Origin of the sequence: Bacillus sp. FSL P4-0248, from assembly GCF_038593305.1 — a bacterium.
Taxonomy (GTDB): Bacteria; Bacillota; Bacilli; order Bacillales; family Bacillaceae; genus Bacillus; species Bacillus safensis.
Genome location: NZ_CP151983.1, coordinates 3267739 through 3290491, shown reverse-complemented (window position 1 = coordinate 3290491; position 22753 = coordinate 3267739). Strand labels below are relative to the sequence as shown.

Below are 22753 nucleotides of genomic sequence, written 5' to 3'. Positions count from 1 at the left end.
TGTCAAATTCAAATTAAGATCGGGCTGAGACAGAGGAAGCAGCAGATAGGTTTTTTTCTCTTAGCTGCTGAATATCCTTTCGAATCAGAAGTGATATGATAAAAGCAATGAAAAATAAGCCAGAGAACACCATAAGGCTTTGTGTGTAATTACCTGTTATATCTCGGATGAAGGATGAAAATAGTGGTCCTGCTAATCCCGCAGCGGCCCAAGCAGTCAAAATATAACCATGTATGGCACCAAGCTGCTTTGTACCAAACAAATCCCCAATATAGGCTGGAATTGAAGCAAATCCTCCTCCATAGCACGTATAAATGATCGCCATGACGATTGAAAAGATGAACGGTTCTTTTAAATAGGGGAGTAAAGGAAAAGCAATGAGCTGGATACTGAAAAAAATCGTATACGTATTCGGTCTTCCTATATAATCTGAAAACGATGCCCAGCCAATGCGTCCTAAACCATTAAAAGCACCTAAAATGCCCACAAGAGTAGCTGCAGCACCTGCAGTGAACCCAACACTTTCTTGAGCAAGAGGTGACGCTACTGAAATAATAGCGATTCCGCATGTGATATTAATAAAAAGCATAAGCCACAAATAATAAAAACGTCTTGTTTTGATCGCTTCATTTGCTGTAAGCTGTGATAAATCTTGAGGGATTTTTCTTTTCTTTGTTTTGAATACATCAAATTGTTTGACGTCATCAGGTGTTGGTGGTGATAAATAAAGAGATGAGATCACCATGATGATAAAATAGGAGATTCCAAGAATATAAAAAGTATTTGCGATATTCACTTTTTCAATGAGATATTGAATAATTGGGCTGCAAATAAGAGAAGCAAACCCAAACCCCATAATGGCTAAGCCGGTTGCAAGACCTCTTCGATCCGGAAACCATTTGACTAGAGTTGATACAGGTGCAATATAGCCTACCCCTAAACCTATTCCAGCGAGTACACCATAAAATAAATAGAGGAGAGGCAGTGATGACATGTGGACAGCGAATCCTGACCCAGTCATTCCGATGCCGAAGAAAATAGCTGAGAAGAGCCCCGATGCCCTTGGACCATACCTTTCAACGAAATGTCCCATAAAAGCAGCAGATAAACCTAAAAATAAAATAGCAATACTGAAGGTGAGACTTATTTCTGTTAATGACCACTGAAAGGCTTCATGTAAAGGATTCGTAAAAACACTCCAAGCATAAACAGACCCAATAGATAAATGAATTCCTACAGCACTTGCTGCGATGAGCCAGCGATTTTTCGATTTGTTCATTTTGTTCCCCCCATATAAAGCAGTCAAGAAGTTTGATAAGATAGAAATATGTTACATTTTTATGACTTTTTAAAATAATATCACAATTTGATTGGATCATATAACTAAATTTGCATTGAAAGGAAGATCATACAATGAATCCTTCTGTTAAAAAGAAACGAGTTATACACCAATACAATGAAGGCCAGTTTACCTGCAAAACTGATGAAATTGTAGAAGAATATCCTTTAACTGTGATGGTAAATGGAGAAGAATTTGTGACCCTTGTTTGTTCACCAGAGCACTTGAAAGAATTGGTTATCGGCTTTTTGGCTTCAGAAGGGGTCATTCGATTTGAAAAAGAGATTAAAAGGTTTACAATAGATGAAAGTATGGGTTTTGCCTATGTTGATTTAGTTCACTCAAGTGGATTTGATTCATCAGATTTTACAAAACGAGTGATTGGTTCATGCTGCGGGAAAGGAAGACACTTTTATTTCCTTCAAGATGTGAAGACGGCAAAAACAGCCATTGATCGAATCAGTATTTCTGCTGAAACCTGTATGCATCTCATGAAGTGTTTGCAAGAAGAAAGCCAATTATTTCAACATACTGGCGGAGTGCATAATGCTGGACTGTGTGACACAGAGAAGCTATTCATCACTAGAACTGATATAGGAAGACATAATGCTTTAGATAAAATTTATGGATACTGTTTACTTCAGCGAATTCCACTTAGAGATAAAATCCTTGTTTTTAGCGGCCGGATATCGTCAGAAGTTCTATTGAAGGCAGCAAAACTAGGAGTGTCTATCGTCATTTCAAAATCAGCACCTACTGAGCTGGCGCTTAAAATGGCAGAAGAATTAAATATTACGACAGTTGGATTCGTCAGAGGAAAATCCTTTAACATTTACACGCATCCTCATCGTATTACAGAATAGGAGGCAAAGTATGGTCAGTATTTTAGATAAAAGACATCGACCATTGCGCGATTTAAGAATATCAGTAACTGATCGCTGTAACTTTAGATGTACGTACTGTATGCCTGCTGAAATTTTTGGACCGGATTATCCTTTCTTGAAAAAAGAAGAACTGCTTAGTTTCGAAGAAATTGAACGACTTGCTACCCTTTTTGTAAAGAACTTAGGTGTGGTAAAAATACGCATCACGGGCGGAGAACCGTTAATGCGGAAGGATCTGCCTGTCTTAATAGAAAAGCTCGCAAACATTCCAGGGATTGAAGACATTGCGATGACAACCAACGGAACACTTTTACCTTTATATGCTGATCAGTTGAAGAGAGCTGGTCTCAATAGAGTCACCATTAGTTTAGATTCATTAAATCCCGACCGTTTTAAGCAAATGAACGGAAGGCATATTTCTATCCAAAAAGTGTTTGATGGTATTGAGGCTGCAAAAAAGGCTGGACTTGCTATCAAGATTAATATGGTTGTTCAAAAAGGTGTGAATGATCAGGATGTCTTACCAATGGCAGCTTACTTCAAAAAAGAAGGACACGTTCTCAGATTTATTGAATTTATGGATGTCGGTAATACGAATAAATGGAATCTAGAACATGTCATGACAAAGAAAGAAATAATTGAATTAATTGATTCAACATATCCTATCAAACCAGAACCTCCTCAATATACAGGTGAAGTAGCCAAACGATTTTTTTACAAAGATGGTTCAGGAGAGATAGGTATTATTTCTTCCGTTTCAGATGCTTTTTGTGGAACATGTAACAGAGCAAGGTTGTCTGCAAGGGGGGAATTGTTTACATGTCTGTTTGCTTCATCGGGTTTTGATCTGAAACAGATGATTCGTACGACAAAAGATAATGAAGAATTAACGAACAGGTTAAAGGAATTATGGTCGAATAGACATGACCAATATTCAGCCGAGAGAGAGCAGAAAAAAGATCAGAAAAAGGTTGAGATGTCATACATCGGTGGTTAATGACAACAAAGTATCATGATCATGTATTTTTGAAAAGAAGAAAAAATGTCATAATCGTTGCTGAAAATCCTTTTTTGAAAACAGGCCATTTTATCTTATGAACTCAGTCATTATAAAAAACCAGCAGAATCTCTGCTGGTTTTTAAATTGCTATTTTGCACTTCAAAAAGATTGAGATAAGATTGGAAAATAGATTTTCTCTCATTGTGTGCGGCTTTACTTTTACGAGTGCTGTGATAAGATCAAATCATTCTTTACCAGCTCGACTTTTTCACTCCAGGGATATGACCCTTATAGGCAAGCTCACGAAAAGCAATTCTAGACATTTTGAATTTTCGTAAATAACCTCTGGGACGGCCCGTTAATTCACAGCGGTTTTTTAAGCGGGTAGGGGAAGAGTCTCTAGGTAATTTTCGTAAAGCTTCATAGTCACCTTTTTCTTTTAACTCTTTTCTTAATTCTGCATATTTCAATACAAGCTGCTGTCGTTTTTTTTCTTTAGCAATCTTAGATTTCTTTGCCAATTAAAACCCTCCTGGCCTAATTTTGTATTTTCCATTGAAAGGGGTCCTCAAATGTAGTCCAATCTTGATCAAATTCCTCAGGTGTAAGCAAGCATTGATCAAGAGTACGAATGATTTCTGCTTTAGGTAAATCTACACCGATAAACACAAGTTTTGTATGGCGATCACCAAACTCTGCGTCCCACTCATCTAGAAGCTCTGGTTCCTGATTTAATATCCGTGCTTTTTCTTGTTCAGGCAAAGCAGCAATCCAGTATGCAATTGGTTCAATCGCAACAGATTTCCCAGCTTGTGAAATTAAAATGGTTAAATCATGATGTGTGGCAAGCCAAGTAAAACCTTTCGCACGAACGATCTGCTCAGGCATTTGATCTAACCAAGCATTCAGTCTGCCAGTATGAAAAGGGAGTCTTCTTTCGTAAACAAAAGATGAAATTTGGTATTCCTCTGTTTCCGGTGTATGCTGAACATGTCCTGCGTTGATTTCTTTGATCCACCCAGCAGAAGCACTTGATTTTTCAAAGTCGAATAAACCAGTATTCAAAATGTCATCTGGCTGTACTATACCTTTTGAGGTTCTGATGATAGATGCTTCTGGTTGTAGTTTGTTCAGCACATGCTCAAGTCGATCTAATTCAGAGGGAGATACTAGATCACATTTATTGATAATAAGCACGTCACAAAATTCAATTTGATCAATGAGTAAATCGGAAATTTCTCGCTCGTCGTCATCGGAAACCGCTTCTTTACGATCTAATAAACTCTCTCCTGACTGGAAATCAGTCCAGAAACGATTTGCATCTACTACTGTGACCATCGTATCTAGACGGCAAAAGCGGGTCAAATCTATACCCATTTCTTCATCAATATAAGAAAACGTTTGAGCGACGGGAATTGGTTCACTAATTCCGGTTGATTCAATGACAATATAATCAATATTACCCGCCTTACAAAGGCGTTCTACTTCGATTAACAAGTCTTCTCTCAAAGTGCAGCAAATACAGCCGTTAGATAATTCAACGAGTTTCTCATCTGATCGAGAAAGCTCGCCGCCTTGTTTGACTAGTTCTGCATCAATATTAATTTCGCTCATGTCATTGACGATTACAGCCACTTTTAATCCTTTGCGATTTTGAAGAACATGATTTAATATCGTTGTTTTTCCTGCTCCTAAAAAGCCGCTTAATACTGTAACAGGTATACGCTTATTCATTTGTTTTTGTCCTTTTGAAAACGATCATTTTGTTTTCCGCCTCACTTAAAAAGTAATGATTACGATTTATAATATAAAAAATTTATTTTGTTTCTCTATGAAGGGTATATTTCTTTAATCGAGGAGAATATTTTTTTAACTCCAATCGGTCAGGATTCGTTCTTTTATTTTTTGTTGTGATGTAGTTTCTGTCACCTGTTTCAGTACAGGCCAACGTAATATTCACGCGCATAAGTAATAGGATCCTCCTTTAATTCGTAATAGTTACGATTTGTATTTTAAAATGATCAAGACTGAATGTCAAGCAGAGGAGAATGATCCAAGTCAAATGATAAAAACAAAAGGGGTATCGAATGACTATTGATACCCCTCTCCATTAATAAAAGTCACCGAGTTCTTGTTCGTAATCACCTTCATACTGCTGGACATCATAAGGAATTTCTTGAAGGAAGGCTAACCCGCCTAGTATAAGTATCAAAACGATAGCAATGAATGAAAGAATAACTGCGGCAATACTTGAAATGGCAAACAGTGTTTGCATTTTCATCATCTTAGCGTACTGTTCTAATAATTCTTCGTAAGAAGCATCTGGAGCCTGAATCAAGTGTTCAGCTGCTTTTACAGATTTTTGTACATGAATTCCCATCATAATGAGGAAGACGCCAAGGGCTGCAGGAAGAACAAGCCAAAAACCAATAAGAATAGCCAGACCGCCTGAAATATAGAGAAAGATACTACCAACCTTTCCCCACTTTACGATTGAATGAAGAGATTGAATGATTTTCTCAGTTTGTTGCAATGGTGTTCACTCCTTTATGTATTCACTCTTTATCATACTTGAGTAAGTAGTGCTTTAGGAAGAGTGAATGTTGATTGATTCAATTGTTTCTCTCTTCACTTCACTTTTTTTACAGCTGTTACTTGCATCATAAAAAAAGCGTCTCTTTTTCAGGGAGACGCTCGTTTTATAATTCTTTTCCTAGGATATCTAAATCGTATCTGCTGCCGTCCATTTCTGCGATGCGTGGCAGGTGGCCCCATGTCTCAAAGCCGTGCTTTTTAAATAGTCGAATGCTGGCTTCGTTGTGCCCGAAAATAAAGGCAAGTAACGTTCGAATGCCTAATGAGGGTGCTAAATCAATGGCTTCTTGCAAGAAAAGTGATCCTAAGCCTTTTCCTCGATAGTCTTGGTTTAAATAGATACTCATTTCAACGGTTCCGTTGTATGCAGGCCTTCCGTAAAACGTTTCAAAGCTCAGCCAGCCGTAGATATTTCCATCCTCATCTGTTTTCACATAGAGAGGTCTTTTCTCGGAATGATTCAAAAACCATTGCCGACGGTCCTCGACAGAAACTGGTTCTGTATCAGCGGTCACTTCTCTTGAAGCAATGGTTGAATTGTAGATATCAACGATGGCTTTGAGGTCATCTTCTGTTGCTATGCGGTTGAAAGTTTTCACAATTAAGTCCCCCATCTTTTTTTCATTTATCATACATATTATTGATGCGATTGCGCAAAATAAAAAGAAAAATGATTTCGTGTGTATATATTTTTTGAAAAGTGTTCAGAATGTTGCTGAGGTGATGAAAAATGAGAGAGGAAGAAAAGAAACGTACTTCCAAAATCACAAAAGTTCAGCAATTTTTCCGTAAGCGCTGGGTATTCCCTGCTATTTACTTGGTCAGCGCAGCGGTCGTGTTAACAGCCGTTCTTTGGTATCAAGCTGTATCAAAAGATGTAAAAGACCAACTAACTGATGGAAATCAAACAGGGCAAGAACAGCGCGATGATGCCGTTGAAGTTGGAAAGCCAATTGAAAATGTCGCAATGCCGGTCCAGAATTCTGATAATGTTTCTGTCGTGAAAAAGTTCTATGAAGCAGATGCTGACCAAAAAGAAAAAGAAGCAGCACTTGTAAACTATAATAACACCTATACCTTGAGTAAAGGTATTGATCTTGCAGATAAAGATGGCAAAGTGTTTGATGTCACAGCTGCTCTTAGTGGAACAGTGGTTCAAGCGAAAAAAGATCCAGTCCTCGGTCACGTTGTTGAAATTGAACATGAAGATGGATTATCGACTGTTTATCAATCGTTGTCACAAGTGAGTGTCAAAGAAGGCGATGAAGTCAAGCAGAATGATGTCATTGGTGCTTCTGGTAAAAATCTATATGGTGCTGAAAGCGGCAACCATGTACATTTTGAAATTCGTATGGAAGGTTTAGCGCTTAATCCGCTTAGCTTCATTGACAAGCCTGTTTCTACAATTGAAAAAGCAGCGCAAGAAGTGACGGAACAAGCAAAAGAACCTGCTCAGCCAAAGACTGAGGAAAAAACGAAGGAACCTGCTGCTGAAGATAAAGCCAAAGAGCCAGCTGGAGAAAAATCTGAAGAAAAGTCTGATGAGAAGGGGAAATCCTCTGATCAAGAAAAGTCTTCTGATTCCTCTAAAGACACCAGTCAGTCAGAAGAAACAAAACAATCTTAATGTTTTACAAGGTCCTCTGTGTATATAAATATGCAGAGGTTTTTTCTGCTTAAAAAGATCCTCCGCCACTCGGCGGAGGATACGCTATAGGGCGGCAGGTCCTTCTTCACCTGTCCGAATGTTGATTGTATTCGCTATTTCATATATAAAAATTTTCCCATCCCCTGGTTCGCCTGTCCGAAGTACCTTTTGAGCTGTTTCAACGACCTGTTCGACAGGTACTTTGCTTAGGACGATTTCGATCTTTAATCGTTCGTACACGTTGCTTTCTTTTTTGACGCCGCGGTATAGCTCTGTATGTCCCTTTTGTAAGCCGCAGCCGTGTACATTTGAAAAGGTAATCGAGGTGACACCAATCTTTCCAAGCTCCACCTTTAATGTTTCAAAATTAGCTGGACGTGTGACAATCTCCACTTTATACATTTTGCTCATAGAGACACCCCTTTTTCTTTAATCTTGATAAGCTTTTTCACCGTGCATGGTTAAATCAAGACCCACTGATTCTTCTTCTTCGGTTGCACGAATTTTGAAGAAGACATTGACCACTTTGATGATCACGTATGTCACAACGGCAACAAAAGCGTACGTGGCAACAATCGCGACCACTTGCTTCCAAAGTAAGCTGGGATCTCCGTAAAATAAGCCATTGGCTCCGCCGTCATTGACAGAAGTTGTGGCGAAAAGTCCTGTTGCAATTCCTCCCCAAGTACCGCCAATTCCGTGAAGGCCGAATGCGTCCAGTGCGTCATCATAGCCAAATTTGGCTTTGAGTGAAAAGACCCCCCAGAAACAGACGATCCCGCCAATGATTCCTATTATAATAGAAGCAAACGGTGTAACAAAGCCTGCGGCAGGTGTAATGGCGACAAGACCTGCGATGGCTCCAGAGATCGCGCCGAGCATGGTCGGTTTTTTGTTGATCATCCACTCTACTAACAGCCAGCCGATGATTCCTGCAGCAGCAGCTGTATTGGTGTTAATAAAGGCATACATGGCCACGCTGTCTAATGTAAGAGCACTACCCACGTTAAAACCAAACCATCCAAACCAGATGACAGCTCCGCCAAGAAGGGTGTAGATCAAGTTATGCGGAGAAGAGCTTGCTGCTTCTTTACGCTTCCCGAGCACAATTGCCACGACAAGACCTGCAACACCGGATGAGATGTGAACCACGTTTCCGCCTGCGAAGTCAAGCGCACCCATCTCGCCAATCCAACCGCCGCCCCATACCCAGTGTGCGACTGGAGCGTATACAAATGTGACCCAAAGGAGTGTAAATACAACGACTGCTGAGTAGCGGATCCGTTCAGCAAAGGCCCCTGAGATGATGGCTGTTGTTAAGACGGCAAAGGTCATTTGAAACATCATGAACAATGAATGTGGAATGGTCTCACTATAGGAACCAGGCTCAAAGCCTACGCCTTTCAGGCCCACCCAGTCTAATCCTCCGATCCATGCATTGCCTGGTGCAAAAGCTAAGGAATAACCGAATACGATCCATACGATTGAAACGATCGCTAGTGACGTTAAGCTGTGCATGGTTGTGCTTAACACGTTTTTACTTCTCACGAGTCCTCCGTAGAATAAAGCTAAACCCGGTGTCATTAACCACACGAGTAGTGCGCAGAAGAACATAAATACTGTATCACCCATTTGCATGCTGCATTCCCCCGAATCATTCAGAATTATTGTTTTCTTAATTCTTCATTATAGAGAGAAAAGTCATATATAACATATACGTGTAAGTTTATCTAACATGGTTTTTGGTTAAGTTCAATATAAATGGATGAAAAGTTCGTAAAGAATGAGCAAAAACGTAAGTTAAGCACTAAAAATGAAGGGCGTTTGACCTATAAAATGGAGCTGAGAAACAGTTTTGTACGTTCCTCCCTAGGAGAATCAAACAAATCCGAAGGGACGCCTTCTTCGACGATGCGGCCTTCGTGCATGTAGACGACACGATCGGCAACTTCTTTCGCAAAGCCCATTTCATGTGTGACAATGACCATGGTCATGCCTTCTTTTGCGAGGCTTTTCATCGTTTGCAGCACCTCGCCTACAAGCTCTGGGTCAAGGGCAGACGTAGGTTCGTCAAATAACATGACATCAGGCTTCATGGCGAGAGATCTGGCTATGGCTACACGCTGTTTTTGGCCGCCTGATAGTTTAGAAGGATATACGTTGGCTTTATCCGCAAGTCCGACTTTTTCTAGCAAGGTGCTGGCTTCAGCGATGGCTTGCGCTTTCTTTGTTTTTTTCACCATAACAGGCGCTTCGATGATATTTTCAAGCACAGTTTTGTGCGGGAAAAGATTAAAATGCTGAAACACCATTCCTATTTTTTGTCTCATTTCGTTTAATTGATCTCGCTTTGGATGAACAGGGCTGCCATCAATGATAATATCTCCATCATTTTTTATTTCTAAAAAGTTCATACAGCGGAGCAAGGTGCTTTTTCCAGAACCGCTTGCACCAATTAAGACGACCACATCATTTTCATAAACAGTGAGATCGATATCTTTTAAAACATGAAGCTCTCCAAAGTATTTATTGAGTTTTTCAACACGAATGATTTCCTTTGATTCTGTCATGCTTCTCCTCCTATTGGTCACTAGCTGATAGTTTCTTCTCAAAGGTTTGGACAGCGAATGTTAACAGCAGGACAAGAACTAAGTAATAGACGGCTACAACAAGTAAATACGTCATATTGTCAAAGCTGTTGGAGCCTTGCGTGGTGGCGACGTTAAATAGTTCATTGACACTGATAAAGGCGGCGAGTGATGAGTCTTTTAAGCCGATAATGAACTGGTTGCCAAGAGGGGGAAGAGCACGCCGCATCGCTTGAGGGAGAATGATACGCCTCATTGTTAAAAAACGACCCATACCAAGAGATCGTCCTGCCTCTTTTTGCCCCTGATCGATGGATTGGATGGCGCCTCTGAATATTTCGGCTATATAGGCGCCATTATGAAAGGCGAGCGCAATGGAAGCAGCCCAGAAGTCGGGTATATTCAATTCTGTGAGGCCGAAATATAGGATGAAAATCTGAACAATAAGTGGTGTTCCGCGTACAAGAAAGATATAAGCATTGGCGATATAACCAAAAACGGCTATGCGGGATATTTTCAATAAAGCAAAGAAAAGCCCGATGAACATACCGATGAAGATGCTGATCACCGTCAGCTGTAAGGTGATCAGCATTCCTTCTAAGAAAATACCTCTTGAATCAATGAGTGTCTGAAAAAAGTGTGATAGGGTAGGCAAAACAATCATCTCCATTTGAAGAAAGTGCGCCTATAAAATTGGGCGCACAATCGTGGTTTTAATCTTGTTTGACCGTGATGTCTTCATCAAAGTACTTTTTGCTAATTTGTTTTAATGTTCCGTCTTTTTTTAGTGCGTCAATCGCATCGTTGATCTCTTTTATGAGCTGTTCATTTTCTTTTGAAACAGCAATTGCCTGCTCACTTTGTCCGAGTCTTTCCTGCGCTGTGATTTTTAATTTTTTCTTCATCGCTTCTGCACCTGTGGCGAAATCTGTCACGACTGCATCGTGTTTTCCATTGGCCAGTGCTTCTAAGGCGACGACATCACTATCATAATATTTTGGTTCTTGCCCGCTATGTTCCTTGGCAATATCAGCGTAGGACGACCCTTTGGATACAGCAATTTCTTTGTCTTTTAAGTCATCCGCATGTTGAATGTCTGATCCGGGTCTTGTGAAAATTTGCGGACCAGAATAGTAATAGGGTTTAGAAAAAAGGACGTGTTTTTTTCGTTCCTCATTGATGGTATGACTTGCAACTGCCGCATCAAATTTACCTGCTTTCACGCCTTCGACGATGCCTGCGAATTTATATTTTTTCTGTATAGGTTCGAGACCTAGTTTGTCACTAATCGCAGTGCCTACGTCGATATCAAAGCCGGACATCTGATTTCCATCCATGTAACTAAACGGATGAAATTCACCTGATGCTGCAAAAATAAATTTTCCATCCTCCAAAATTGGCGACCCTTTCGCTGTAGAATTACGTTTATCTCCGTTCCCATTTGTTTCATTTGAACCGCACGAAGACAGAAGTAATACTGCAACCGAGAAAAGGGCTGGGACCCAAAACCGTCTTTTTTTAATAATAAGCTTCTCCTCCTTTTCAGCCGTTCTCCATATCAGGAGAAAGTAGGCTTTTCAATATGTGTAGCATCTTACCATTTGTTCCTCATATTCTCAATTTTATATGTGTTATTCCAACAATCGTCCTTTTTAGAATGTATGTCTTGCTTTTCTAAGAGAGAACTTGAATTGATTAGGGTAAAAAAGGGAAATGAATCTCATAATAACGAAAGGATTGCAAAAAGGAGGTCAGTGTATGAACAAGTGGAGAGACAACCGAAAAGTTTTTTTAACCGCTATTGCCTTTGGAACGATGTTGAATCCACTGAATTCATCAATGATTTCTTTGGCCTTGCATCAAATTCAGCATGAATTCGGTTTGTCGTTTACGACCGTATCTTGGCTTATTTCTTCTTTTTATTTAGCCAGTGCAGTGACGCAGCCGGTGAGCGGCCGGATTGGGGATCATGTCATGAGCCGGAGAACCTTATTTTTATTCGGTCTGGTTCTTGTCGCAGTCTCAGCCATTTGCGCGCCGTTTGCCCCAACGTTTGCGGTGCTGATTGTGATCCGTTTGTTACAGGCGATGGGAAGCAGTGCCATTTATCCTTCTGGGGTCGGACTCATTCGGGATCATATTCAAGAAAGACAGGCTTCGGCGTTAGCGGTATTATCCATTTTTGCTTCAGCGATGACGGCGCTTGGGCCGACGCTTGGCGGATTTTTGATGACCATTGGCGGCTGGCCGGCTATCTTTTTAGTGAATCTGCCTTTTATTTTGATCAGTTTCTTTCTCGGCCTATTTTTGTTTCCGAAGGAGCAGAAGAAGAAAAAGCTCCGCATAGGCGAAACTGTGCGAACACTCGATTTGCCAGGGATGCTTCTTTTTACCGTCTGCATTGTTCTCCTGCTTTCATTTTTATTATCACTGGGTGATGGCATTCAATATGTTCAAGGTATTCTTTGTCTCCTGAGTGCAGGCGCTTTTATCTGGTGGGAGTATCAGGTGGATGAACCGTTTATTCAAATACGGATGTTCAGGGAGAAGCAGCGGCTGTCACTTGTGTATGTGCAATTTATCATTTTAAATATCTTTTTCTATTGTCTCTTTTTTGGTTTGCCGAGTTATTTTCAGGATGAGTTAGGCTGGCGTGTGGAGATGACGGGTCTTTTTATGCTGTGTATGTCAGGGGTGAGTATTATTGTGTCACCGCTGACTGGAAAGTGGGTGGATCGCGGGGATGAACGCCATCCAGTTTTAGCGAGTGCTGTATTGATGCTGGCTGGAGCGTCTGCCATGACTTTCTTTTTTATTCCTGCGCCATTATGGGGGAAAGGATTGGTTCTAGCTCTGCTTGGGCTCAGTTATGGGATTGGGAATGTTGCGCTCCAAGCTGCGATGCTCAAGGCAAGTCCTCAGCACATGATTGGCACGTCCTCTGGACTTTTTCAAACATGCCGCTACCTTGGTTCTATTCTGTCGTCTGCTGTGCTTGGTATGCTGTTTGGGGATGAAATTGCTGGTGCTCACTTTGCGCAGTTAGGCTGGACATTGATCATCATTTCTCTTATTGGCATTGGTGTCAGTCTTTATTTTTCGAGTATGGTTAGAGGGGGAAAGCCAATAAAAAAAGCGGCGCGATAAGTGGAAGAAGAATCTTCATCACGTTATCGCAAGTCCGCTTAAGAGTTGGACAGGTCTGAGCCCTGATCCTTTGTCTTCCTTCTGAAAATTTTCCCTACAATTGTCTCGTAAAATGTCACGATACGATCAATAGGAGAGTCAAAGAACTTCCATAATTTATTCATGATAAAGACAACCACAATCGATACGACCAAGCTGCCTAAAACATCAAATGGATAATGATGGCCGACCCAGATGCGGGAGAATCCTGTAAGTAATCCAAAGACGAGCAAGATGTTGCCAAGCTTTTTATTACGGGATCGAATGGCAAGTGAAAGAGCCAATGCACCTGTTGTATGGTCACTTGGGAAGGAAGCATCTGCTGAGTGCGGGATGAGTGTGTCGACTTTATGCGCCACAAACGGCCGCTCTTCATAATGAAACAATGTAATGGCAAAGTTGACGATAAGTGCTGCAATGCCTGTTACACCGGAAAAGAAGACATGCTTCTTAAATTTGTGATTCCCTAATAACCAGCAAATCAATAAGACAAGGGCGTACACAAGAATGGCCTTTTTCGTAATAAAGATCATGGCCTGATCTAAAAACTCAGAATGGTGAGCCATCCCGTGTATGACTTTAAACAATTCGTAATTCAAAACATCACCTATACTTTCGCTTAATGCTAACTATTTTTCAACAAAGCCTGTATGCTCTATTTGGAATATCCTATATTTTAGCATGTTTCCGGCGAAGTTTAAAATAGTACCCTTTTACTCTGAAAGGGAGACCTTTTGTGCTTTTGCTTCCTGAGGTTTTCGTTCGCTCCAATAAAAAACGCCCATACTCAGTAAGACCACAATACCCGCAATGAGGTACACATTTGAAAAGTCTGTGAAGCTGACAAGGAGTCCAAAGACAAATGAGCCGGCAGCAATACCTGTATCATACAGGGTGAAGAAAGTAGCCGTCGCATATCCCGTACGATGAGCTGGTGAGTGCTGAATCGCAAGTGTTTGTAAACATGGCACGAGCGAACCGTAGCCAAGTCCAATCACAGCGCCTGATAGAAGAAGCATTGTAGCTGAATGTGTCGCTGTCAGCATCCATAAACCAATGGCAAAAAGGGCAATCGAAGGATAGATCACAACGTGAGCTCCAACCCGGTCAAAAAGTCTGCCTGTAAATGGACGTGATCCAAGCATTGCAGCCGCAAATACAATAAAGAAATAACTGCTTGCACCCATCAAATGAAGTGAATTGGCATAAACTGAAATAAATGAAATAATCGGCGAATAACAGAAGGAAATAATAATGCCGACGGCCGCTGTTTTTAATGCGCCTTTTTCAAACAGGTGAGAAAACGTGAATCGGAAGACAATGCTTCCACCGTTTTCAGGCTCTGGCTGTCTAATCAGCATCGTAAAAGCGGCTCCGATGGTCACGATAATGGAAAAGAGAAGAAATAATGAATGAAATCCTATTTTTCCTACTTGATTCAGTGCGATAAACGGACCGATGACAACAGCGAGGTTCATAGACATCACAAAGTATCCGAGTCCTTCCCCGCGTTTATGTTTCGGGATCATATCAGCTGCAATGGCACTGGTGACTGTCGTCAAAATACTAAAAAAGATCCCTTGTACGAAACGCAGCATAAGAAGCGTTTGGAATTGATCAATCGGGATGTATAAATAAGTGAGTAAGGCAAAGGCTGTAGAAGAGAAAATCGCCATCCGTTTTTTGCCGAATTTCTCAATAATGGCTCCAGAAAACGGTCTTGTCACAATAGCAGATAATAAGAAGACCGTCACAAGGAGACCGCCCTGTGATTCTGTTCCATTTAGTTCATCCATTGTGTAAATGGGCAGTAATGTCAAAAGGGCATAAAAAGAGGTAAACGTAAATAAATTCACCAGGACAATCATGATAAAGTCTTTTGTCCATATACGTTCGTTCATGATGTATGTCACTTCCTATTCAGTTGATAATTTGTGTAAAAGTGTATGGAGGAGTTGTTTTTCTTCGTAGGTAAAATCTGAAAGACATTCTTCTTCAAATTGTTCCATCGTGCGTTTGATTTCTTCAAATCGGGCTTTTGCATCATCTGTCATCACGATCAGATTCTCACGTTTGTCTTTTCCTTGTACACGTTTCACCCAGCCGTTTGCTTCTAAACGGGTGACGGTTCTGGTGATGGTCGGTGCTTCGACGTTCAAATATGTCCAGATGTCTTTTTGGGTTTTCGGGCCGAATGTATCCAAACAAAAAAGCACAGTCCACTGGGACATGTACAAGTCATAAGCAGCAAGCGCTTCGTTCGCCTTTTTAGACAGCAGCCGTGCGCCTTGATGTATTTGATGTAAACACTCTCTATTTAACGTATCCATATGCTCACCTTTTTTAAATATTTAGCTAGGTAAATAAATTCACCTTTTCTATTTTACGTGCTGAACTCTTTCTTGTAAAGTGAAAATTTTCGCGCCCCGAAATGATTTTTTGTTTTGCCTTTTCTGATAAATCCCTTGTCCCATCTTCATTTTTAGCATATTCCCTATTCAATGCTAATACACTGTTACAAACCTGACAAAGAGAGTGTTTGAGGTGAGGGATCGTGTTTGGCATTTACTACCTAATGGATGAGAAATTACGACGAACAAGCGCCGCTGAAAATGGATAATCTTCATACGGATCTCATTTCACACTTCTCACATCCATTTTAGGGAGGTCGAGTGGTGTGCACGATTACATCAAAGAGCGAACAATCAAGATAGGAAAGTATATCGTGGAGACAAAGAAAACCGTTCGTGTTATTGCGAAAGAATTTGGAGTCTCTAAAAGTACTGTACACAAGGATCTAACAGAAAGACTGCCAGAAATTAATCCAGATCTGGCTAATGAAGTAAAGGAGATACTGGATTATCATAAATCAATCCGCCACTTGCGAGGAGGAGAAGCCACCAAGTTAAAGTATAAAAAAGAAGAAATTTTAGAAGGCGAACCTGTGAAACAGTAAGCTTAGTTCTTTGTTCATAAACATGATATATATATCTTCCTCATATCGGTAGTTTCTAACCACAAATTTTGTAAAGACTTTTGTAAAGAAATATCTTTTTTTCTGCAAATTATGATAGAATATATAATTAGGGCAGAATGTGGTATTTGCTATGGAAACAGATTTTCAAGGAGGATATATATAGATGTTTGCTAGGGATATTGGAATTGATCTTGGTACTGCCAATGTACTGATTCATGTCAAAGGAAAAGGAATTGTGTTAAATGAACCATCTGTGGTAGCTCTTGACAAAAACAGCGGAAAAGTTTTGGCTGTTGGAGAAGAGGCTAGACGTATGGTTGGACGTACGCCTGGGAATATTGTTGCGATTCGTCCATTAAAAGACGGCGTAATCGCTGATTTTGAAGTAACTGAAGCGATGCTCAAGCATTTTATTAACAAATTAAATGTGAAAGGGCTGTTCTCTAAGCCGCGTATGCTCATCTGCTGCCCGACAAATATTACATCTGTTGAGCAGAAGGCGATCAAAGAAGCTGCTGAAAAAAGCGGTGGTAAGCATGTATTTCTTGAAGAAGAGCCAAAAGTAGCAGCGATTGGTGCTGGTATGGATATTTTTCAGCCAAGTGGAAACATGGTCGTAGATATTGGAGGCGGAACGACAGATATCGCTGTCATCTCAATGGGTGACATTGTAACCGCCTCTTCTATTAAAATGGCTGGAGACAAATTTGATCTGGAAATTCTAAACTACATTAAAAAAGAGTACAAGCTGTTGATCGGTGAGCGCACGGCTGAGGATATTAAGATCCAAGTTGCAACGGTATTCCCAGACGCACGTCACGAAGAGATTTCGATTCGTGGACGAGACATGGTGACAGGATTACCAAGAACGATTACCGTCACAAGCAAAGAAGTAGAAGAAGCATTGCGTGAATCTGTATCTGCGATTGTTCAGGCTGCGAAACAAGTTCTTGAAAGAACACCGCCTGAATTATCAGCTGATATTATCGATCGCGGCGTCATCATTACAGGTGGCGGAGCTCTTCTAAACGGGCTTGATCAATTGCTTGCAGAAGAGCTGAAAGTACCAGTTTTCGTTGCTGAAAATCCAATGGACTGTGTAGCAGTTGGTACTGGCGTGATGCTTGATAATATGGACAAGCTGCCAAAGCGTAAACTCAGCTAATGATTTCCCTCATTCTTTTTAGAAAGAATGGGGGATTTTTATTAAAGAACCCTGCTAATCAGCCGATATATTTCATAGAAGATTGTGTTTAGGTCATGTGAAAGAATTTGAATGAGGTGAGCACGTGTTAAAAGGACTATACACCGCAACATCTGCCATGATCGCTCAAGAGCGGCGGACAGAAATGCTTTCAAATAATATCGCAAATGCGAATACCCCAGGCTATAAAGCGGATGAAGGGGCAATGCGTGCATTTCCAGAAATGCTGCTGAGCCGAATGGAATCAGGACGTTTCCAAACATCCTCAGGCAAAGGCTTTAGCGTTCCACTGCAATCGCCGATTGGTGGAATCAATACTGGGACATATATGCAGGAATTAATCCCTCAATTTACACAGGGAACTTTAAAAACAACAGATCAAACAACAGACATAGCACTAGTTGAAAATAATGTGCCGATCAATCCGGAGACCAATCAGAAATCAGCGCTATTTTATGCCGTCAACACACCAGAAGGCGTTCGTTATACGAAAAGCAGCTCCATTACATTGAACGCACAAAATCAATTGACGATTAATGGCCGTGCTCTTCTTTCCGTGACGGGTCAGCCGATTACGGTTCAGAGTGAGAATTTCAAAGTGAATGCAGATGGTACTGTGTCTGAAAATGGGCAAAATCTTGGTCAAATCGATGTACGTGTTGCGATGGATACAAGAAACCTAGCGCGTGAAGGAAATGATTTATACCGTACAGCTGATAACCAGCCCCTGCCAAGTGCAGTCAATAACGGTCAAATGTCCTATACGTTAAGCCAAGGCGTATCGGAGCTCTCGAACGTGGATGTAACGAAATCATATACAGATATGACAACGGCCTACCGAGCATTTGAAACAAATCAAAAAGTGGTTCAGGCGTATGATAAAAGCTTAGAAAAAGCAGTGAATGAAATTGGCAGAGTGTACTAATCAAGAAATGAAAAAGAAAGGAGGATTCTCATGCTTAGAACGATGATAAACGCAGCTGTATCGATGAATGAAGTGCAAAAGCAGCTTGACATCATCAGCAATAACATCGCGAACAGTGAAACAACAGGGTACCGCGCGAAAAACACCCGTTTCTCAGAGCTGATCAGACAGCAGTTTAATCAGGTAGATGAAAAAAATGAGCAGGTGGCAAACAGTCGTCTGACACCTGCTGGGTTAAGGCTTGGCACGGGGACAATGGTCAATGCGTCCATTAACTCGCTGCAAGGCTCTATTAAAGAAACAGGACGTGATCTTGATGTTGCCTTCGGAGCGCCGTCGCAGTATTTGCAGGTCAACGCCGGCGGTAATATCCGTTATACAAGAGATGGTTCACTTTACTTGCAGCCGGGCAATAATCGTAATCAAGTGCAGCTTGTCACGAGCGAAGGCTATCCGATTCTTGATGAAAACGGAAATGCGATCGTCTTAAATGCAAATTTCCGTGATATTTCAATCGATAAAAATGGGCGGCTTACGGCGATTTCAAGAGACAATCAACCCAATCAGCAAGTGAATCTGGGCGTTGTACAAGTCAATAATTCGTCAGCACTTGTCTCTGAAGGAGATAATTTGTTCTCAGTTGATGGAACCTATCAAGGTGCATTAACAGCACTAAATGGAGCAAACCGAGAGGCGATTCAGCTTCAGCAAGGTGCACTGGAAACATCAAATGTGGACATGTCGAAAGAATTAACAGACCTCATGACAACACAGCGTTCCTATCAGATGAATTCAAGAACAATTACGATGGGCGATCAAATGCTGGGATTAATTAATACAATTCGATAATCAGCAGGCTGGTATCAGCCTCTCATGATAAAAAAGGCGGCTCGCTCAAAGTCGCCCTTTTTTTTATAAAAATCTGAGACATCAGCAAGAAGATCCTCAAGATCAATCCAGGCTTCTTTTCGTTCAAGACATGTGACGAGCGTGGCGATCTGCTCATCTGCCTTTGGCGTTTGGCTGTAGAGAAGAGATAAGATTTGAAACTTCATTCTTAATATATCAAACTGGGAAGCAACAGCTTCTTTCAGACCTTTTTGAATATACTTCATCCCTTCATCGGTTAAATTTTCTTTAAAACAGGAACGCACAGTTTCGTATAGGCACGATACATAGGAGTGTGCTGACTTTCGGTATGCTGGAAGACGAAGCGCTTTTTTGAAGTATTCCAGCGCTTCCTTATGACGGTTTTGTCTTGACTGAATAAAGCCAGCATCATAATAAACGATACCGAGCAGCTCTTGATCATCAATCTTTTTCACGTAATCAATAATTTCAATGAAAATATCTTCCGCTTCCTTATATTTTTTTTGGTCGCTATAGTTAAGAGCGAGCACAATTTTACACCGATAGATGCTATGGATATCACCGTGCTTTGCAAAAATATCCATGGCTTTTTGAACATGACGAATCGATAACAACGAGTAACGGTTGTTATAATAAACACCGCTTGTACGGAAATGGAACTCTGCTTCCTCCAGCTCATCGTTAAGTAATGGCAGTCGTTCCTCAGCCTTTTCGAGATAATGAATCGCATCATTTTGATCACTTTTTAAAGATTCATATAATCCGAGAAAGAAATAAAAATAATATTGCAGTTCTTCGTTCATTTCATCTTTGTGGGGCAGCAGTTCATGTTTGAGTTTTTCTAAGTCCTCTGTCTGATTCATCCAGAGCTGGTGACGGAAAAGCATCAACTGATAATGGAAATAGAGTTCTTGTTTTTTTGATAATTTCCGTTTATATTTTAGCAGTGTTTTTTTAATTTCTTCAGCCTTCGAAAAATGTCGATGCTTTAGCATTGTATACCAGGAATGGAGAAGTTTTTTTACGGATTTATCGCTCATAAAATTCATTTTTACCCTCTTATTCAATCAATGATGTAATATATATTACCATATTTGTGAAAAAACATTGAGTGTAGTGTGGATTATATTTGATGACAATTGGTAATGGTAGATTCTATTTTTTACCATATGCATAAGGCGAATATTGAAAAATGCCAGCATTCATAATATACTTCTATAGGAATCAAATGAAGATCAGCGATATAGAAAAGAAGGAGAGATCAAGATATGCTTGATGCTCAGCAAATTCAAGACATTATTCCACACCGTTATCCATTCTTATTGGTCGACCGTATTTTAGAGGTTGAGGGAGAAAAAAGAGCGGTTGGAATTAAAAATGTCACAGTGAATGAAGAATTTTTTAATGGCCATTTCCCTGGTTACCCAGTCATGCCTGGTGTGCTTATAGTAGAAGCACTCGCACAGGTTTTTGGTGTGATTATGTTAGGCAAGGAAGAAAACAAAGGAAAAATCGGTTTGTTTGCAGGGATTGACGGATGCCGCTTCAAAAGACAGGTCAAGCCTGGAGACCAGCTTCGTTTAGAGGTTGAAGTGACGCGCCTCCGCGGGCCGGTTGCAAAAGGAAAAGCAGTAGCGACGGTAGATGGCGAGGTTGCATGTGAAGCAGAACTGACATTTTCTATTGGTCCTAAAGTATCATGATTTTTCTGGCGGTTCATCAAGCATGAATCGCTTTTTTATTTAGAAACGTTCAGTTAGAACGGATAAGGACTTGCAATTTTGACAAAAAAACGTCATATTAGACAAAAAAAGATGAAGGTGATAAAGGATGCTGAAAGAATTTAGAGAGTTTGCCGTCAAGGGCAATGTCATTGACTTGGCTGTAGGTGTCATCATTGGGGGAGCATTTGGCAAAATTGTCACTTCTCTTGTGAATGATTTAATCATGCCGCTTGTCGGTATTATTATTGGAGGGCATGATTTTAGCGGTTTATCCATTAAAATCGGAGCCGCTCAAATTTTATATGGGAACTTTATTCAAACAGTGGTTGATTTCTTAATTATCTCGTTTTCCATTTTTATCTTTATTCGTTATTTGAATAAGTTAAAACGTAAAAAGGTTGAGGAAAAAGAGGTTGTGGAAACGCCGGATCAAACGGAAGTTTTGCTAACTGAAATTAGAGATTTATTGAAAAATCAAAGCCAGTCTAAAGATGTGCAATAGAAAAAGAGCGGCTGATCCCGCTCTTTTTTATGTGTTTTGTTTAAAAGCATCCAGTAGTTTTTCTCCTGACAGCCCCTCTTTGACGAGGTCTTTTAATACTTCTTCAGTTTCTGTTCTGTAACGATTTGTAATCATTTTACCATCGAGTAACACAGAAATGTTTTCTTCTAAGGCAACGATGTTTTTGACTTGGACAGATAGATGAACAGGGCGGTTGTTTTCTTTAGTGATCGTTACAAGAATCTTCACTTCTGTGTGCTGCTGAAAGAGTACCTCAAACACCTGTCTATGTTTCTTTGGAATGAGTGCCTCGATCATCCAGTGATTTTCACCGTCTTCTTTATTAATGATTAAACCGTCACGAAGGGGAATGCTGGACATTTTATCTTGCTGTGGATCAAGTTCAATTTTTAAATCAATCAGCCTAAAGGTTTTCATATTTATCACCTCACAAGCGTTCATTATTCGTAAGTATTATTATAGCATACAACATCTGTATAAATGAAACCGCTGCCTGCTTAGAACTAGCTGCACATGAGTGAAAGGAGATGTTTTATGGAGTCCTATCAATTGAGAAACATTCATATTGGCGACGACAAGGCAAAGAGTGATATACGTGTTTATTCGTGGGGAGATATTCTTTCATTTTGTGATGTGTATATGGAAGAAGGAGAGTCACTCACGTTTCAATATGTCACCGAGGATCAAATGGACTGTTTTGAGTTTCAGTTGTCGGTTCATGATGGCCGGCTTTGTTTTTATTGGTTTGCGTGGGATGGATCTGATTATATTCACATGCCTTCTAGTAATTGGATTCATTCAGATATTTTTTATCAATTTATGAAAAATAAGTATTTTATCAAACAAAACAAGATGATGTTTTATACGCAAGCGGTAAAAAACAGAAATTAATGAGGATATAGAGAATTTGAAGGCCTATTTTGCTATTTTCCTGTTTTGTCACATACGGCCTTTCTCCGTAGACTAGGGGTAGCTGAAAGGAAAGGAGGCAAGTCCCGAATCAAAAGGTAATGTCTATCATCTGACAGCCCCCCTCTAGCTAAAGCTGATAGATGCTGCCTTGTTCATATGAACACTGCGTAATATAGAACCAATGCTTCTTTGTATAGGTCATGTGTCCCCTTGTGAATCCCCTTTGTGTGTATCCGGTCATATTTGCGTGGCCGGATACCCTTTTATTCACTGTTTAACCGATCAGCTCTTGCAAATAGTGGATACTCATTTCATAATGATGATGGATTTTGTTAACGGTATGTCGGTTGAAAATAAAGACAAAAAGGAGAGAACGAT

27 protein-coding genes are annotated in these 22753 nt (G+C 40.4%); 11 read left to right on the top strand and 16 right to left on the bottom strand.

Going from position 1 to position 22753, the window contains the following annotated elements; translation table 11 throughout:
- Window positions 1–13: 13 nt before the first annotated feature.
- Window positions 14–1279 carry an OFA family MFS transporter gene (locus NST65_RS16950; RefSeq protein ID WP_046312982.1) on the bottom strand — a complete coding sequence of 422 codons (1266 nt, stop codon included), beginning with the start codon at window positions 1277–1279 and terminating at the stop codon, window positions 14–16.
- Between the two features lie 134 nt (window positions 1280–1413).
- Here NST65_RS16950 and fdhD point away from each other — a divergent pair, with 134 nt between their 5' ends.
- Window positions 1414–2202 carry a formate dehydrogenase accessory sulfurtransferase FdhD gene (fdhD, locus tag NST65_RS16945; RefSeq protein ID WP_034281213.1) on the top strand — a complete coding sequence of 263 codons (789 nt, stop codon included), beginning with the start codon at window positions 1414–1416 and terminating at the stop codon, window positions 2200–2202.
- Window positions 2203–2212: 10 nt separating this feature from the next.
- Entirely contained in the window at window positions 2213–3220 is a 1008-nt protein-coding gene (moaA, locus tag NST65_RS16940) for a GTP 3',8-cyclase MoaA (protein WP_029707486.1), read from the top strand.
- A gap of 254 nt (window positions 3221–3474) precedes the next feature.
- On the opposite strand, the gene rpsN is transcribed toward moaA, so the two are convergent.
- The 5 genes from rpsN to NST65_RS16915 form a co-directional block, all read right to left on the bottom strand.
- Window positions 3475–3744, bottom strand: a complete 270-nt coding sequence (gene rpsN / locus NST65_RS16935; RefSeq protein WP_025093900.1) for a 30S ribosomal protein S14 — start codon at window positions 3742–3744, stop codon at window positions 3475–3477.
- A gap of 16 nt (window positions 3745–3760) precedes the next feature.
- On the bottom strand, window positions 3761–4957 hold the full coding sequence (locus NST65_RS16930) for a GTP-binding protein (RefSeq protein ID WP_065214874.1): 1197 nt from the start codon (window positions 4955–4957) through the stop codon (window positions 3761–3763).
- Between the two features lie 82 nt (window positions 4958–5039).
- The gene (gene rpmG / locus NST65_RS16925) at window positions 5040–5189 is read right to left on the bottom strand and encodes a 50S ribosomal protein L33 (RefSeq protein WP_024423713.1); all 150 of its coding nucleotides are present in this window, start codon (window positions 5187–5189) and stop codon (window positions 5040–5042) included.
- A gap of 144 nt (window positions 5190–5333) precedes the next feature.
- The gene (locus tag NST65_RS16920) at window positions 5334–5756 is read right to left on the bottom strand and encodes a DUF5362 family protein (RefSeq protein ID WP_070326111.1); all 423 of its coding nucleotides are present in this window, start codon (window positions 5754–5756) and stop codon (window positions 5334–5336) included.
- Between the two features lie 166 nt (window positions 5757–5922).
- The gene (locus NST65_RS16915; RefSeq protein WP_029706351.1) at window positions 5923–6432 is read right to left on the bottom strand and encodes a GNAT family N-acetyltransferase; all 510 of its coding nucleotides are present in this window, start codon (window positions 6430–6432) and stop codon (window positions 5923–5925) included.
- Window positions 6433–6548: 116 nt separating this feature from the next.
- On the opposite strand from NST65_RS16915, the gene NST65_RS16910 reads away from it, so the two are divergent.
- Window positions 6549–7445 carry a peptidoglycan DD-metalloendopeptidase family protein gene (locus tag NST65_RS16910; RefSeq protein ID WP_120207862.1) on the top strand — a complete coding sequence of 299 codons (897 nt, stop codon included), beginning with the start codon at window positions 6549–6551 and terminating at the stop codon, window positions 7443–7445.
- Between the two features lie 84 nt (window positions 7446–7529).
- On the opposite strand, the gene NST65_RS16905 is transcribed toward NST65_RS16910, so the two are convergent.
- The 5 genes from NST65_RS16905 to NST65_RS16885 all read right to left on the bottom strand — a co-directional run bounded on the left by NST65_RS16905 (window position 7530) and on the right by NST65_RS16885 (window position 11616).
- On the bottom strand, window positions 7530–7877 hold the full coding sequence (locus tag NST65_RS16905; RefSeq protein ID WP_034281209.1) for a P-II family nitrogen regulator: 348 nt from the start codon (window positions 7875–7877) through the stop codon (window positions 7530–7532).
- 18 nt (window positions 7878–7895) lie between these two features.
- The gene (locus tag NST65_RS16900) at window positions 7896–9104 is read right to left on the bottom strand and encodes an ammonium transporter (protein ID WP_034281208.1); all 1209 of its coding nucleotides are present in this window, start codon (window positions 9102–9104) and stop codon (window positions 7896–7898) included.
- Between the two features lie 191 nt (window positions 9105–9295).
- Window positions 9296–10036 carry an amino acid ABC transporter ATP-binding protein gene (locus NST65_RS16895; protein WP_046312994.1) on the bottom strand — a complete coding sequence of 247 codons (741 nt, stop codon included), beginning with the start codon at window positions 10034–10036 and terminating at the stop codon, window positions 9296–9298.
- Between the two features lie 10 nt (window positions 10037–10046).
- On the bottom strand, window positions 10047–10724 hold the full coding sequence (locus NST65_RS16890; RefSeq protein WP_080652918.1) for an amino acid ABC transporter permease: 678 nt from the start codon (window positions 10722–10724) through the stop codon (window positions 10047–10049).
- A gap of 43 nt (window positions 10725–10767) precedes the next feature.
- Window positions 10768–11616, bottom strand: coding sequence for a transporter substrate-binding domain-containing protein (locus tag NST65_RS16885; protein WP_342489381.1), 849 nt, complete (start codon window positions 11614–11616; stop codon window positions 10768–10770).
- 196 nt (window positions 11617–11812) lie between these two features.
- On the opposite strand from NST65_RS16885, the gene NST65_RS16880 reads away from it, so the two are divergent.
- Window positions 11813–13201, top strand: coding sequence for an MFS transporter (locus NST65_RS16880; protein WP_034281204.1), 1389 nt, complete (start codon window positions 11813–11815; stop codon window positions 13199–13201).
- Window positions 13202–13239: 38 nt separating this feature from the next.
- Here the strand turns inward: NST65_RS16880 and NST65_RS16875 are convergent, their stop codons facing one another.
- From NST65_RS16875 to NST65_RS16865, 3 genes are all read right to left on the bottom strand, one after another.
- Window positions 13240–13839 (bottom strand): undecaprenyl-diphosphatase, encoded by a 600-nt coding sequence (locus NST65_RS16875; protein WP_034281202.1) that lies wholly within the window; start codon window positions 13837–13839, stop codon window positions 13240–13242.
- A gap of 114 nt (window positions 13840–13953) precedes the next feature.
- The gene (locus NST65_RS16870; protein WP_034281200.1) at window positions 13954–15141 is read right to left on the bottom strand and encodes an MFS transporter; all 1188 of its coding nucleotides are present in this window, start codon (window positions 15139–15141) and stop codon (window positions 13954–13956) included.
- Window positions 15142–15156: 15 nt separating this feature from the next.
- The gene (locus NST65_RS16865; protein ID WP_024423697.1) at window positions 15157–15570 is read right to left on the bottom strand and encodes a MarR family transcriptional regulator; all 414 of its coding nucleotides are present in this window, start codon (window positions 15568–15570) and stop codon (window positions 15157–15159) included.
- A 347-nt stretch (window positions 15571–15917) separates the two neighbouring features.
- On the opposite strand from NST65_RS16865, the gene spoIIID reads away from it, so the two are divergent.
- From spoIIID to NST65_RS16845, 4 genes are all read left to right on the top strand, one after another.
- Window positions 15918–16196 (top strand): sporulation transcriptional regulator SpoIIID, encoded by a 279-nt coding sequence (gene spoIIID / locus NST65_RS16860; protein WP_008343327.1) that lies wholly within the window; start codon window positions 15918–15920, stop codon window positions 16194–16196.
- 184 nt (window positions 16197–16380) lie between these two features.
- Window positions 16381–17382, top strand: a complete 1002-nt coding sequence (mbl, locus tag NST65_RS16855) for a cell shape-determining protein Mbl (protein ID WP_007497573.1) — start codon at window positions 16381–16383, stop codon at window positions 17380–17382.
- 124 nt (window positions 17383–17506) lie between these two features.
- Window positions 17507–18346: a flagellar hook-basal body protein gene (locus NST65_RS16850; RefSeq protein ID WP_034281198.1), complete on the top strand. Its 840-nt coding sequence runs from the start codon at window positions 17507–17509 to the stop codon at window positions 18344–18346.
- Window positions 18347–18376: 30 nt separating this feature from the next.
- On the top strand, window positions 18377–19195 hold the full coding sequence (locus NST65_RS16845; protein ID WP_034281197.1) for a flagellar hook-basal body protein: 819 nt from the start codon (window positions 18377–18379) through the stop codon (window positions 19193–19195).
- A gap of 14 nt (window positions 19196–19209) precedes the next feature.
- Here NST65_RS16845 and NST65_RS16840 read toward each other — a convergent pair whose 3' ends face one another.
- Window positions 19210–20265: a tetratricopeptide repeat protein gene (locus tag NST65_RS16840; protein WP_034281195.1), complete on the bottom strand. Its 1056-nt coding sequence runs from the start codon at window positions 20263–20265 to the stop codon at window positions 19210–19212.
- 219 nt (window positions 20266–20484) lie between these two features.
- Between NST65_RS16840 and fabZ the strand changes: the two genes are divergently transcribed.
- Window positions 20485–20919 carry a 3-hydroxyacyl-ACP dehydratase FabZ gene (gene fabZ, locus NST65_RS16835; protein WP_012011512.1) on the top strand — a complete coding sequence of 145 codons (435 nt, stop codon included), beginning with the start codon at window positions 20485–20487 and terminating at the stop codon, window positions 20917–20919.
- 127 nt (window positions 20920–21046) lie between these two features.
- Complete coding sequence (gene mscL, locus NST65_RS16830) at window positions 21047–21442, top strand: large conductance mechanosensitive channel protein MscL (RefSeq protein WP_111926852.1); 396 nt, start codon at window positions 21047–21049, stop codon at window positions 21440–21442.
- 27 nt (window positions 21443–21469) lie between these two features.
- On the opposite strand, the gene NST65_RS16825 is transcribed toward mscL, so the two are convergent.
- Complete coding sequence (locus NST65_RS16825; protein WP_024423692.1) at window positions 21470–21880, bottom strand: YwpF-like family protein; 411 nt, start codon at window positions 21878–21880, stop codon at window positions 21470–21472.
- A 117-nt stretch (window positions 21881–21997) separates the two neighbouring features.
- On the opposite strand from NST65_RS16825, the gene NST65_RS16820 reads away from it, so the two are divergent.
- Window positions 21998–22354: a hypothetical protein gene (locus NST65_RS16820; protein WP_034281192.1), complete on the top strand. Its 357-nt coding sequence runs from the start codon at window positions 21998–22000 to the stop codon at window positions 22352–22354.
- The last annotated feature ends 399 nt before the right edge of the window (window positions 22355–22753 follow it).

What these genes read in the sequence shown, in the direction of transcription:
- NST65_RS16950 (WP_046312982.1), bottom strand. Translation starts at nt 1,279, where the DNA reads ATGAACAAATCGAAAAATCGCTGGCTCATCGCAGCAAGTGCTGTAGGA.
- fdhD (WP_034281213.1), top strand. Translation starts at nt 1,414, where the DNA reads ATGAATCCTTCTGTTAAAAAGAAACGAGTTATACACCAATACAATGAA.
- moaA (WP_029707486.1), top strand. Translation starts at nt 2,213, where the DNA reads ATGGTCAGTATTTTAGATAAAAGACATCGACCATTGCGCGATTTAAGA.
- NST65_RS16930 (WP_065214874.1), bottom strand. Translation starts at nt 4,957, where the DNA reads ATGAATAAGCGTATACCTGTTACAGTATTAAGCGGCTTTTTAGGAGCA.
- rpmG (WP_024423713.1), bottom strand. Translation starts at nt 5,189, where the DNA reads ATGCGCGTGAATATTACGTTGGCCTGTACTGAAACAGGTGACAGAAAC.
- NST65_RS16915 (WP_029706351.1), bottom strand. Translation starts at nt 6,432, where the DNA reads ATGGGGGACTTAATTGTGAAAACTTTCAACCGCATAGCAACAGAAGAT.
- NST65_RS16910 (WP_120207862.1), top strand. Translation starts at nt 6,549, where the DNA reads ATGAGAGAGGAAGAAAAGAAACGTACTTCCAAAATCACAAAAGTTCAG.
- NST65_RS16905 (WP_034281209.1), bottom strand. Translation starts at nt 7,877, where the DNA reads ATGAGCAAAATGTATAAAGTGGAGATTGTCACACGTCCAGCTAATTTT.
- NST65_RS16900 (WP_034281208.1), bottom strand. Translation starts at nt 9,104, where the DNA reads ATGCAAATGGGTGATACAGTATTTATGTTCTTCTGCGCACTACTCGTG.
- NST65_RS16895 (WP_046312994.1), bottom strand. Translation starts at nt 10,036, where the DNA reads ATGACAGAATCAAAGGAAATCATTCGTGTTGAAAAACTCAATAAATAC.
- NST65_RS16890 (WP_080652918.1), bottom strand. Translation starts at nt 10,724, where the DNA reads ATGGAGATGATTGTTTTGCCTACCCTATCACACTTTTTTCAGACACTC.
- NST65_RS16880 (WP_034281204.1), top strand. Translation starts at nt 11,813, where the DNA reads ATGAACAAGTGGAGAGACAACCGAAAAGTTTTTTTAACCGCTATTGCC.
- NST65_RS16870 (WP_034281200.1), bottom strand. Translation starts at nt 15,141, where the DNA reads ATGAACGAACGTATATGGACAAAAGACTTTATCATGATTGTCCTGGTG.
- NST65_RS16865 (WP_024423697.1), bottom strand. Translation starts at nt 15,570, where the DNA reads ATGGATACGTTAAATAGAGAGTGTTTACATCAAATACATCAAGGCGCA.
- mbl (WP_007497573.1), top strand. Translation starts at nt 16,381, where the DNA reads ATGTTTGCTAGGGATATTGGAATTGATCTTGGTACTGCCAATGTACTG.
- NST65_RS16845 (WP_034281197.1), top strand. Translation starts at nt 18,377, where the DNA reads ATGCTTAGAACGATGATAAACGCAGCTGTATCGATGAATGAAGTGCAA.
- NST65_RS16840 (WP_034281195.1), bottom strand. Translation starts at nt 20,265, where the DNA reads ATGAATTTTATGAGCGATAAATCCGTAAAAAAACTTCTCCATTCCTGG.
- fabZ (WP_012011512.1), top strand. Translation starts at nt 20,485, where the DNA reads ATGCTTGATGCTCAGCAAATTCAAGACATTATTCCACACCGTTATCCA.
- mscL (WP_111926852.1), top strand. Translation starts at nt 21,047, where the DNA reads ATGCTGAAAGAATTTAGAGAGTTTGCCGTCAAGGGCAATGTCATTGAC.
- NST65_RS16825 (WP_024423692.1), bottom strand. Translation starts at nt 21,880, where the DNA reads ATGAAAACCTTTAGGCTGATTGATTTAAAAATTGAACTTGATCCACAG.
- NST65_RS16820 (WP_034281192.1), top strand. Translation starts at nt 21,998, where the DNA reads ATGGAGTCCTATCAATTGAGAAACATTCATATTGGCGACGACAAGGCA.